We start from the raw sequence: 11,479 nt of genomic DNA, 5'->3' as shown, positions 1-11,479 counted from the left end.
GGAGTACCTCAAGGGGGATTGTTGTCAACATTGCTTTCGAATATTGTACTGAACGACCTCGATCACTGGGTGGCTGGTCAATGGGAACTCTTTCCTCTAAAGAAGCCTTTCAAATCAAGAACAGGAGAAAAGGCAGCGAAGATACGGTCAAGTCTGAAAGAAGGCTACTTGGTGCGTTACGCCAACGACTTTAAAATCATTTGCAGAGATTGGAGATCAGCCCAAAGGTGGTATCATGCGGTTGTTCTGTATCTCAAAGACCGTCTGAAACTGGACGTGTCACCTGAAAAATCGCAAATCATTAACTTGCGAAAGCGAGAGTCGGAATTCCTTGGGTTTACAATCCGAGCAAACAAAAAGGGCAAAAACGAGTAGCACATACGGGCATTAAAGCGAGCAAAAGGCAGAGAATCAAAAGCGAAGTCAAGAATCACATCCTCAAAATGAGGACTTCGCCAACAGCTCTAAACGCTGCACGGTTTAACAGTTTTGTTTTAGGAATTCACAATTATTTTAATCGGGCAACACATGTAAGTGTTGCGTTCTCACGTCTTGTCTACGATCTGCGAGCTTTCATGTACAATCGTCTCAAACAAATCGGGAAATACGAGCATCCTGCAAACCCACCGCCAACGTACAGTAAATTTTACAGCTTGAGTTACAGGACTTTTAAAATAGCAGATGTTTATTTATATCCTCTTGCCAATATGAAAACTAAGAACACGATGGGCTTTAGTACAGGTCTCTCACTCTTTACCACTGCAGGTAGAGAACAACTATATAAAAACTTCGCCCAGATTTACGTCAGGAAATTTACTTCCTATCGAAATCTAGCATCCCGAATCAAAGTGTTGAATATATGGATAATCGGATTAGTCGGTATAGCATGAAAATGGGGAAATGCGAAATTACAGGTATGTATCTTTTCGCATCCGATGTTCATTGCCACCACTACATCCCGCCCCACGCAGGTGGAACTGACAAGTTTAGTAACTTACGCATCCTACAAAAAGAGGTCGGGCAACTCATACTTCAAACACAAAAAGAGACGATTGACGTACTCAAAAATAAACTGGGTTTAACGGAAATGATGATGAACAAGATCAACCAATACCGTGAAAAATATGCATTAGATCCAGTTTAACATATCCCAAATCAATGAGTAACGAGGAAGTTATGATTTAGTAAATTCAGTTAGATGGAACGCGGAGTGCTTGGAAACAGGCTCGCTCCGTGTGGGACAGGGGAAAAGCTGGAGATTGCATCAAACGCTTACCTATTGTTACCGATACTTCAAAACGCATCCTGCCGGAGAGATCCTGCAGGATGCGTTTTGAAGTATCGGGAGGATTGCTTCATCAGTTATCGAATCCATTGCTCATGAAAACTTCATTTTAAGGGGGGCAGGGACATGGAAATAAAGTTACGAGAAATTGAAACAAACGATTTTTCTAAAGTTGTTTTGCTATGGAACGATGTACTTGGCGTTCGTACTGTTACGATTGAGAACTTTCGCGTTACGATGGAACAGATGAGCAAAGCCGGCAATTACAAAACGTTTGTAGCCTTAATTGAAAATCATATTGTTGGTTTCATATCTATCGTTCATGCATTAGCTGTAGGGTCTGCGAATGGTTATCTGCATATAACCGGTCTTGCTGTTCATAGTGATTATCAGCGTCATGGGGTAGGAACTGAACTGCTACGATTCACAGAAAACTATGCGAAAAACAGAGGAATAACCAGCATTATTCTATGTACCGGGATGAAGCGCATCAAGGCCCATGCGTTCTATGAGCATAATGGCTATGACAAAGATTCATACTGCTTTGATAAAGTTATTAATCTTGACTAATGAATAACCAATTTGCGTTCAACTAAAGGGAACGATAGTGCAAAAACTAGTTTTACAAAATCCAATTATGTGACTTGAACTATTTCCTTGCCACTTTTGAAACGTTTTTTTTCCTAAAAGGAAGACGACATGATTGGAGCCATTTTATTACGATGCAGCCTTGAAGACCACCTCACGTTTGCGGATGAGTCGTCTCCTGTTCATCAATGAACTTGTTCATGTTCACCGACTTGATGCCCTCGGCAGTGAGCAGCTCCTTAAGCCGTTTAAGATGCAAATCGCCAAGTCCGTACAACAGATACCCCTCGCTCTTCGCTTTTTTGATATGCTGGAACATTGAGAAATCACGGGCCTTCTCCGCTTTCATAATCTCGGTATCCGCTGCACCATAATCCGACTTGGCTACATGCCAATTGTCGGCAAAAGCCTTCTTATCCGCAGCCGATGCCTGTGCCTGCTCCTCTTGAAGCTTCGTAGTGGCGTAAGCCGTTACTTCACGAACGAACGTAGTAAACAGATCCTTGCTCTTTGCAGCTTTCATGGCCTCCGTTAAAGGATCCGCCGATTGCTCATCGCCTTCAAGGCTGGCAGCGGTTCGCTGCCACAGATCTTCCTGAGCCGCATAGGTCTGATAGAGTACGGAGTCTTCATCTGCACCCGCCGCAAATCGAATCGCCATACCGAATAATCTCTTCTCTGCCTCCGACGCCATGACCCGATAATCGTAAATCACATTAATCCCTTGCAAGCCTCGAATGACTTTCGGATAAAAACTTTCCGCATAGTGCGATTTAGCCCCCGGACCCGTGCCGATGCCACCGAACTTGGCATTGCGCTCAACCTCTCGCTTCGTTATAGCCGCTTCCAGCTCAGGATTATCAGCAGCTTCAGCTGGACGTTCGGTGTAGGCTTCGTGCATGAACTTATCTGTCCCCACAGCTTTCACAACATCTTCCAACGTAGTTTCCGTATGGACTTCCCCGATTACCGTTAGCTCATCCGGAATGCGAATCCACGTATCCGTCTTCTCGACATACCCGATTTTCTCTGTCGTCTTCGCAGCGTACTGGGACATTTCATCTTTACTGTTGAAATAGCGTGATTTCCCGTCCGCGATCATATTATCTACTTTCCGCTCGCCTGCACCTTCGTTGCCGCGGCCGGTTTTGGTCTTGTTCCTGTAGCCGCCAATTAGCGCCCGCTTGATATACACCTTACGCTGAATAGCGCTTTGGGATGGCGAAGCGGCTTGAATTGTACCAGCGGCTGGTGTCAGCTCCGCAGGTTTTTCCACGGCTCTCGCAGCGGGGTTAGCCGCTGACTGATGCTTCTTGAACAGCTCGCCAACCGAGCGGTTGCCGATGGTACGCTGCAGATGCATCATCTGCGCCGGGCTCATCGCCTGCGGGAGCTTGGTTGCACGCTGAAGAGCTGGACCTGACAAGCCTTGTGCCGTTTCATTTTCAACCATATTCAACGATTCGGCGGTGCCGGTCGTCGTTGTCTGCTGAGCAGCCTTGCCCGGTTGTTGGTGTGTTTGCATTAATGCGCCCCTTCCTGATAGGACTGTTCACTAGATTGTATCATGCTAAGTATTGGAAGAAAATACTAGTATATATGTTAAAGCACCTCATTGGGTGCTCCTCTTCAGATGAAGAAAAACTCTAATCTATTGCAGACTAGAGTTTTTTTGTTTTAATGTGGAAATAAATCTATTTACCCCGCCTAGAATCTCTCCAAAACATTAATCTAAGTGACACTATAGTGTGGCGGTGGAACCAATCCATCGCTTGTTTTCGTTTCTGTGAGTTCCGCTCAACTAAAGGGCAGATTTGCGTGGTGCCTACCTTGAATATTAAAGGGCAAAGTTAATTAACTGTAATTGCGAATGGGGAGCATCTTTAAGGAAAGCAGGCAGCATATGAAACTGGCAAGAAGCAAGATTGAAATTAAGTGTGCGATAAGCGCACAAAAAGTATTAAGAAATCGCTTAGAAAAATGAAGTCATTTACACCACTAAGTGTATTGATGAGAATTTTTGATAATCCAACAGATGACAATAAAGCACATAGTAAATACGTTGTTAACTCTATATAAAATTTCTAAAAACACACACCCAACCAAACGGGGTGTGTGTTTTTGAATTCGAAATGCGCTGCGGCAGCTGCTGCGGCATCACACCTCGGGAATGAGATAAAGTTCTTGTCATCCCAAACCGAAACCGTTGTCAGGTGACAAGAACATTGCCGAAATTGACAAGAACTCGATCTCTTTGCCACGGAAAGCTCGGAAATCGCATTAATAAAGCATTTAGCCAGGAAAGCCGACTCCACTTCGTTGAACTCCCTCGGTAAAATGTGGTTTTCTCACGAATACTTGCTTATTCGCAGGATCTCTCCAATGGATAAATCGTTATCTGGATTGCTCTGTGCACGTTGCTCCACGTAAATTATTCAAACCGGCTTTTATTGATATCGACCCATTCCACAAACGATTTAAGCGCAATGCCGTATTTCTTGGTCGCTTCAAGCTCAAACCCGAAGCCCGGAACGGCTTCGAGCCATTCCATAAAATAAGTCGTTCCCTCCAACATCCCGCGATTCATAGTTTCTTCGCTGCTAATCGTTTCATAAATTATGTTTTTCCCGAGCGCTCGACTTAAGGTTTGCGCGATTTCCTTCATGGAAAGTTCGTCGCTTGCAATATTGATATCCAGTCCGTGATATTTCTGCGGATTTTCAAACGCTGCGCGGGCAAATATCGCGGTGTCTTCGCCAGAGTTTAACTTCAAGGGCGTATTTTCATTCATCGTCCCGAACAGAATGCCTTTAATTAATTCTGGGGCCATGATAGAGGAGAGAGGAGGTATGAAATTTTCCATAAACCAACTTGGGTGCAAGATCGTCCAGTATCGGAAAGCGCCATTGCGGATATTCTCTTCGATTGCAAACTTATTTTCCCAGGTCTGAAGCAAATACTTGTGCTTATCCCATCTTGGGAGCAAATTACTGCCGGATACGGAGGTGTGTACAACTTGTTCGACACCAGCTTCCTTTGCTGCATTTAACATATTCGTAGCATTGCGTGGCTCGATTGTTAGATCGTAGGGATCCGCATATTGCACTGAAAAGATCGCCGATACATCTTTCATTGCGAGCGTTAAAGTTGACGGATCAGCCAAGTCTCCTTGTACCAATTCGGCTCCTCTGGCTGCCATGTCTTGCGCATTCGGCGAGCTCGGATCCCGAGTCAATATTCTGACGCTGTGACCATAGTGCAGCAGCTCACGGGCGACGTTACCGCCCTGTGTTCCCGTGCCGCCGATAACCAATATCAACCTTGAAACCTCTTTATCCATAATCATCTCTCCACTCTTTGTACTTCGTATATGAATTATATTACTTAGGTAATGTTTTGTAAATACCAAAGTAATGTTTTGTCAAAACAAAAAAACGCCACGGTCAACGTGGCGCGCTGCACAACAGAATGTGTCAATTTACAATAAGCAAATTTTCAAATCGTTTTCTGCTTAATTCAAGGGGGTTAAAAGCCCCGCCTTCGATTACCCAGTGTAGACATACGCCATTGGCAATGCAACACATCGAGTCATGCAAATCTTCGGCGCTTGAAGGATTTTTCAACTGCCCGGCATCAATAGCCTTTTGAAGCAAAGTCGGTACGATCGATCCAAGTACTGTCGATTTGCCTTTATCAAGCGGGATAATCTCGTTACGCATGAGAACCCGATAATATTCTTTGGTCAACTCCAATCCGGAGCGGACAATGTGGTTGATGTAGATCTCCATTGCTTTCATGGCTTGATTGGCATAATCGCTTGCCGAAAGGATATGGATCAGATCTTCATTGGAAAGGAGGTTATCAACCGTAAAAAATTCGGATATAAGGTCATCCTTGGATTTGAAATAATAATAAAAGGCGGTTTTGGTCACGTTGATCTCTTGGCAAATCTGATTGATGGTGACTTTGTCAAACCCATGTTCGATAAACATTTTTATCCCGGTGGAAATAATCCCCTCTTTGGTAGCTCCGCGAGTGCTCATGACGAAATCCACTCCTTTCACAGTTATTATAAAGGATTTATTCCGGAAATAAAAACATGTTACCATAGTAATGAATTTAATTATTATAGTATTGATTTATTGAACTGGAATTGATCCAACCCTGCAATGAGTCCAACGGCGAAAAAACATTCGAATTCGTTTCGAGTATGAGGGAGACGGTGCAATCAGAAATACAGGTAATACATTCACTTCGCACAAAGATAAGGAAGGCAATTCGGGAAATGCTGCATGTGTAAAAGTCGAAGAAATAATAGGTAAAGTAAGTGATTTTGTACTATTGGATGAGCAAGGTTGTACATCTGAGGTAAACCGCATTGTTACGGAAGAAAGATCTTACATACTAAAAAGTGCGAATAAGGAAAAGTATTGTTTGTGGTTAAAAATGAGGCTCAAATTTTAGAAAAGCTTCAAGATGACCTTCTCCAGATCCCTAAGTATTATCATTTCTTTGAGGAATCAGATATCAGTCATTTACTTATGTTATTAAAGGCTGGTACCACGTTAACTACTGCTCTGGGAAAAGCTACGTCATTGGAGAAGAAAAAGTTGTTTATGAGTTTCGGGCGATTCCTTAATTGCTTTTATGAAAAAAGCCCACTAAAATCACTTGAGCGAGAGGGGAACTGGCTAGAGAGTCAACTGGAAAAGGCAAAAAGCTATGTTGATTGTGGGGAAACTGAGGGAGATTTGGAACTATTGGAATCTCTGATACTGAATAGACCTATACCTGTTAATCAAACAATGATTCACGGTGATTGTAATACAGATGAGACCCACGATATGATGAATCCTTGGCGATTAGAAGAATTTTAAATGAGCCGGAACTATTAGAGGCATTTTACGAGGGGTATACTCGTTATAGAGTAACAATGGAAGAGTTCCAGTATTTTGATGAAGGTTTGTATATGTTTTTTAATCGAGCGTTACGCATGAACGTTACTCCAATAAACAACAAAATAATTTAGGCTCCACAACGTAAGAAGCAATAAAAGTCCACCATTCTAGAAATGATCGGGTTTCGTAAGCGCTCTCTATCTTTTACAATGAAGGAAGTCATAGACTGCAGCTATGAGCAAATGAGAAGGAAGTAGAGAGGGGCTCAAATTAGTGTCAATTAACAGTTGGAAATTTATCCCTATATGTTTAGCTTTCATTCTGACGACTGTTCTGGTGTTATCTGGCTGTACGAAATCGGATAGCGGAAGTTCAAATACGAATAGCTCTACAGGCCCTGCAACTAGTACGGCTAACAATGGTGAGCGCATTACCCTTCGGTTTACGGGCTGGGGTTCTCCGGATGATTTGGCTGCCTACAAGGTTGCTATTACGAAGTTCGAGAAGACGCATCCGAATATTAAAGTAGATTTCCAAGCCATCTCAGCAGATTACGATACCAAGTTGACGACAATGGTTGCCGGCAATGATGTACCGGATGTAGCGATGATGGAATCAGGGAGCATTGCGTTCCCTCTTGCCGAACAAGGCAAGTTCCTTAATTTGCAGGATTTTCTAGCAAAAGATAAGGAAATTAATATGGACGTGTTGGTACCTAATATCACGTATTCGCTTGAACCCGGGAATGTGATCGGGATTGCGTCAGGGCCAGAAACATTCAGTCTCTTCTACAATGAAGATGTATTTAAGGAAGCGGGTATTGAACCTCCGCCTTCGGATGCCTCCAAAGCTTGGAATTGGGATCAATTCGTAGATATTGCCAAGCGGCTGACGATTGACAGTAAAGGGAAAAATGCGACGGAGGAAGGGTTCGATCCGAAGAACATTCGGCAGTTCGGCATCAACCTTCCGACTTGGTGGGGAGCTTACAGCAACTTTATTTACTCAAATGGTGGAGACTTTCTGTCGGCAGATGGCAAGACGCTAGCGATTAATGAGCCGGCAGCAGCGGAAGCCATCCAGAAATTGGCCGATCTGATCAATGTGCATCATGTTGCACCGTCAGCGCTGCAGGCCAAAAATATTCCTGGCACGAACGTAGCACTTCAAACCAAAAAAGTAGCCATGGCGATTGACGGACAATGGGCAAGCACGGCGCTCGCGCAGTCCAAGTTCAACTTTAATGTGGGTGTTTTGCCCGTTATGAAAGAGCCGGTTACGACCGTTGTCTGCGCGATGTTCTCCATCTTCAAGTCGACCAAACATCCGCAGGAATCATGGGAGCTGCTCAAGGCGCTGCTTGATCCGGAATCATCACTCGACTTGCTGACGGCTGGCACATTGATGCCTGCTCACAAAGACTGGTACACAAATGATGAGAAGCTAGCGAAATGGACGAAAAATCTACCTTCGCGTCCGTCTGGTTACCAAGGAGCCGTTATTGATATGCTGCTTAATCATAGCCATGCTACACCAACGGCTTATGTTAAAAACTTCAGCAAAATCATGGATGATATTAATCCGGCACTGGATAAAGTTTGGCTTGGTAAGCAATCAGCCAAGGAGGCGCTAGACGCGGTTGCTGTGAAAGCGCAGGAACATGTACAGGGTCGACGCGACGTTAAGTAGCAAATCCGAAATAGCGGATGAACAATTGAGGACAACGGCCCTTTCTTCCAAAAGGCGTTGTCCTCTGGCATAGATAGGAGGAATACGGTATGGAGATTTCGGTACTAGACAATCAGAAGTCCATTGCTGCTTCGCGCAGCACGAGCACTAAGCGGGAACGGAAGGCACTGTTCTATGGCCTGCTGTTCACATCGCCGGCGATAGTGGGCTTCCTTATTTTTACGCTGGGACCGATGGTTGCGAGCTTATATCTTAGTTTAACGGACTACAACGTCTTCAAGGATACGACAAACTTCATTGGACTCACCAATTACATTAAGCTGTTCTCAGGTGAAGATGAACTGTTCTACCAGTCGCTTGGCACAACCTTTTATTTCGTCGTATTACGTGTGCCTACGGTTATTATCTTTTCGTTTTTCTTGGCTATTCTTCTAAACATGAATGTAAAAGGCCGTTCCGCATTCCGGACAATCATCTACTTGCCGAGCATTGTGCCGGCGGTTGCCTCTTCGATGATTTGGTTGTGGCTGTTGAATCCGGATCTGGGCTTAGTAAATACCGTGTTGGAAAAATTGCATCTCCCAACCAGCGCTTGGTTGTTCAGCGAAAGCAGTGTAATTCCCTCCATTGTGCTTACGACATTATGGGGAATTGGCGGAACCGTCATCATTTTTTTAGCAGGATTATCGGGCATTCCTTCAAGCTATTACGAAGCTATTGATGTAGACGGTGGAGGCTGGTATCAAAAGCTGAGGCATATTACGATTCCGATGATGACGCCAACGATCTTTTTTAACACGATCATGACGATTATTGGTTCTTTCCAAGTATTCAGTGAGGCGTATATTTTGACACAAGGGGGACCGAATAACAAAAGCTTGTTCTTTGTGTTCTATCTATGGCGAACTGCGTTCCGCGATTCGGAAATGGGTTACGCCTCAGCACTAGCGTGGGTGCTCTTCGTCATTATTATGATCTTTTCGTTTCTGATCTTCAAAACCTCGAAATCCTGGGTTCATTATGAGGGGGATCGCGCATGAGAGAGTCCAGACTTAAGCTTCTAGGTGGGTTTACTGCCCTTGTTATCGTTTCCGTCATGTTTATAGTGCCGTTCATTTGGCTGCTGCGCAGCTCGGTTATGGACTTATCCCAGATCTTCATTATGCCGCCGCAATGGATTCCGAAGCCGTTTCATTTCGAAAATTTCAAAAATGCCCTTACGGTCGTTCCATTTGGCGCTTTTTTCAAAAATACGCTGATTATTGTTGCCGCAGTTTTGCTGGGCACAGTTATTTCGAGTACTGTTGCGGCCTTTGGCTTCTCACGCATCCGTTGGAAGGGGCGCGAAGTGGTGTTCGCCATCTTGATGTCCGCCATGATGCTGCCGGGGGCGGTTACCCTTATTCCAAGTTTTATCGGCTGGAAGACGCTTGGCTTTTACGACACCTTCTATCCACTCATTGCTCCTGCATATTTCGGTGGAGGTATTTTTAATATTTTCCTGCTGCGCCAATTTTATATGACGATTCCACAGGATTTCGATGAGGCGGCGTTTGTGGACGGAGCAAATTATTACCAAATCTATTGGCGGATCATTCTGCCTCTCAGCCGTTCCGCTGTTATCGTCGTTGCTCTCTTTACATTTCTGGGGTCATGGAATGACTTTATGGGACCGCTTATTTATTTGAAAAGTGATAGCCGGTTCACACTTGCACTTGGCTTGCAGATGTTTCAAGGCAGCTATACAGCGCAGTGGGACTTGCTAATGGCGGCATCAACGGTCGTTGTATTGCCGTGCATCGTTGTTTTTTTGGTAGGGCAACGCTATTTCCTCGAAGGAATTACGCTTACGGGGTTGAAAGGATAAGGTATGATTGTTTGCCGTTGCCGACCAGTGGCTTACTTTAATCCATAATCAGGAGGTTCACAAAGTGAATGAAATGAAGGATAAACGATCGGGTAATCCGATTTTTCCGGGTTGGTATGCGGATCCAGAGGCCAGAATTTTCGAAGGAAAGTATTGGATCTACCCGACATATTCAGCACCGTATGATGAGCAAACATACTTCGATGCCTTCTACTCGGAAGACTTGGTGGCGTGGACGAAGGTAGATCGCATACTGGAAATGAAAAGTATATCATGGGCAAAGAGAGCCCTATGGGCCCCCTCTCCGATTGAACAAAACGGAAAATATTATTACTATTTCGCTGCGAATGATATCCAAAGCAATGATGAACTCGGGGGCATTGGCGTGGCTGTCTCTGACCGGCCCGAAGGTCCATTCGTTGATGCGATAGGTAAGCCTCTGATCGATCAATTCTATCACGGCGCCCAACCCATTGATCCGCATGTTTACATAGACGATGACGGCAGCGTTTATTTATACTACGGCGGATGGGGTCATTGTAATGTTGTGAGATTAAATGAAGATATGATCAGCATTCGAGCATTCGATGATGGAGAGACGTTCAAGGAAGTCACGCCTGAGCTTTTCGTCGAGGGACCTTGCATGATCAAGAGAAACGGACTTTATTATTTCATGTGGGCAGAAGGCGGTTGGGGCGGCCCGGATTACTCTGTTGCTTACGCGATAGCGGAATCGCCCGTAGGTCCGTTCAAACGAGTGGGGAAAATACTGCAGCAGAACAAGGATGTCGCAACTAGCGCAGGACATCACGGGATTATCCAGGTGCCGGACTTAGACGAATGGTACATCGTTTACCATCGGAGACCGTTATCGGAAACGGATGCGAACCATCGAGTTGTCTGCATCGATCGCATGTACATCGAGGAGGATGGCAGCATTCGACCGGTGAAGTTAACGTTTGAAGGAGTAGCTGCCCGTCCGCTAAAAGAAAGATAAGAGCCGAATGAGCTTCGATTCTGGTCGAAAGAGATTGTATGAGTAGACAAGTTTTTGTCGTTGATGAACGACAAGAGCTTGTCTATTTTGTAGGATAGGGCACGAAGCGACTCCTTATATATGGAAAATAGTGTAATTGTAGCAGGAAATGTAGA

At 44.6% G+C, this 11,479-nt stretch carries 11 protein-coding genes; 8 read left to right on the top strand and 3 right to left on the bottom strand.

Translation table 11 applies throughout. The annotated features are described in order from the left end of the window. The 3 genes from J2736_RS30675 to J2736_RS30665 form a co-directional block, all read left to right on the top strand. Positions 1-375 (top strand): reverse transcriptase domain-containing protein (locus tag J2736_RS30675; RefSeq protein ID WP_310502378.1); only part of this gene is annotated, 375 nt, incomplete at its 5' end. A gap of 484 nt (positions 376-859) precedes the next feature. Further along, the gene (locus tag J2736_RS30670) at positions 860-1,144 is read left to right on the top strand and encodes an HNH endonuclease (RefSeq protein ID WP_310502377.1); all 285 of its coding nucleotides are present in this window, start codon (positions 860-862) and stop codon (positions 1,142-1,144) included. A 267-nt stretch (positions 1,145-1,411) separates the two neighbouring features. Continuing rightward, complete coding sequence (locus J2736_RS30665) at positions 1,412-1,855, top strand: GNAT family N-acetyltransferase (RefSeq protein ID WP_310502376.1); 444 nt, start codon at positions 1,412-1,414, stop codon at positions 1,853-1,855. A gap of 172 nt (positions 1,856-2,027) precedes the next feature. Here the strand turns inward: J2736_RS30665 and J2736_RS30660 are convergent, their stop codons facing one another. The 3 genes from J2736_RS30660 to J2736_RS30650 all read right to left on the bottom strand — a co-directional run bounded on the left by J2736_RS30660 (position 2,028) and on the right by J2736_RS30650 (position 5,916). Next, the gene (locus tag J2736_RS30660) at positions 2,028-3,398 is read right to left on the bottom strand and encodes a hypothetical protein (protein WP_310502375.1); all 1,371 of its coding nucleotides are present in this window, start codon (positions 3,396-3,398) and stop codon (positions 2,028-2,030) included. A gap of 906 nt (positions 3,399-4,304) precedes the next feature. After that, positions 4,305-5,213 (bottom strand): NmrA/HSCARG family protein, encoded by a 909-nt coding sequence (locus J2736_RS30655; RefSeq protein WP_310502374.1) that lies wholly within the window; start codon positions 5,211-5,213, stop codon positions 4,305-4,307. 133 nt (positions 5,214-5,346) lie between these two features. Continuing rightward, the gene (locus tag J2736_RS30650) at positions 5,347-5,916 is read right to left on the bottom strand and encodes a TetR/AcrR family transcriptional regulator (RefSeq protein WP_310502373.1); all 570 of its coding nucleotides are present in this window, start codon (positions 5,914-5,916) and stop codon (positions 5,347-5,349) included. A 393-nt stretch (positions 5,917-6,309) separates the two neighbouring features. Here J2736_RS30650 and J2736_RS30645 point away from each other — a divergent pair, with 393 nt between their 5' ends. From J2736_RS30645 to J2736_RS30625, 5 genes are all read left to right on the top strand, one after another. Beyond that, positions 6,310-6,750 carry a phosphotransferase family protein gene (locus J2736_RS30645; protein ID WP_310502372.1) on the top strand — a complete coding sequence of 147 codons (441 nt, stop codon included), beginning with the start codon at positions 6,310-6,312 and terminating at the stop codon, positions 6,748-6,750. A gap of 294 nt (positions 6,751-7,044) precedes the next feature. Then, on the top strand, positions 7,045-8,460 hold the full coding sequence (locus J2736_RS30640) for an ABC transporter substrate-binding protein (RefSeq protein WP_310502371.1): 1,416 nt from the start codon (positions 7,045-7,047) through the stop codon (positions 8,458-8,460). A 233-nt stretch (positions 8,461-8,693) separates the two neighbouring features. After that, entirely contained in the window at positions 8,694-9,500 is an 807-nt protein-coding gene (locus J2736_RS30635; protein WP_397341990.1) for a carbohydrate ABC transporter permease, read from the top strand. Further along, on the top strand, positions 9,497-10,327 hold the full coding sequence (locus tag J2736_RS30630; RefSeq protein WP_310502369.1) for a carbohydrate ABC transporter permease: 831 nt from the start codon (positions 9,497-9,499) through the stop codon (positions 10,325-10,327). Before J2736_RS30635 ends, J2736_RS30630 begins: the two co-directional genes overlap by 4 nt. A 73-nt stretch (positions 10,328-10,400) precedes the next feature. After that, the gene (locus J2736_RS30625; RefSeq protein WP_397341988.1) at positions 10,401-11,324 is read left to right on the top strand and encodes a glycoside hydrolase family 43 protein; all 924 of its coding nucleotides are present in this window, start codon (positions 10,401-10,403) and stop codon (positions 11,322-11,324) included. Positions 11,325-11,479: the final 155 nt, after the last annotated feature.

The sequence above is a fragment of the Paenibacillus qinlingensis genome, from assembly GCF_031455095.1.
Classification (GTDB): domain Bacteria; phylum Bacillota; class Bacilli; order Paenibacillales; family NBRC-103111; genus Paenibacillus_E; species Paenibacillus_E qinlingensis_A.
The sequence above is the reverse complement of the archived record's forward strand: the minus strand, read 5'-3'. Positions and strand labels throughout refer to the sequence as shown.

Excerpts from the sequence above, each read along its gene's own strand:
- J2736_RS30650 (WP_310502373.1), bottom strand. The coding sequence starts at position 5,916 with ATGAGCACTCGCGGAGCTACCAAAGAGGGGATTATTTCCACCGGGATA.
- J2736_RS30625 (WP_397341988.1), top strand. The coding sequence starts at position 10,401 with ATGAAGGATAAACGATCGGGTAATCCGATTTTTCCGGGTTGGTATGCG.
- J2736_RS30630 (WP_310502369.1), top strand. The coding sequence starts at position 9,497 with ATGAGAGAGTCCAGACTTAAGCTTCTAGGTGGGTTTACTGCCCTTGTT.
- J2736_RS30655 (WP_310502374.1), bottom strand. The coding sequence starts at position 5,213 with ATGGATAAAGAGGTTTCAAGGTTGATATTGGTTATCGGCGGCACGGGA.
- J2736_RS30665 (WP_310502376.1), top strand. The coding sequence starts at position 1,412 with ATGGAAATAAAGTTACGAGAAATTGAAACAAACGATTTTTCTAAAGTT.
- J2736_RS30670 (WP_310502377.1), top strand. The coding sequence starts at position 860 with ATGGATAATCGGATTAGTCGGTATAGCATGAAAATGGGGAAATGCGAA.
- J2736_RS30660 (WP_310502375.1), bottom strand. The coding sequence starts at position 3,398 with ATGCAAACACACCAACAACCGGGCAAGGCTGCTCAGCAGACAACGACG.
- J2736_RS30635 (WP_397341990.1), top strand. The coding sequence starts at position 8,694 with ATGGTTGCGAGCTTATATCTTAGTTTAACGGACTACAACGTCTTCAAG.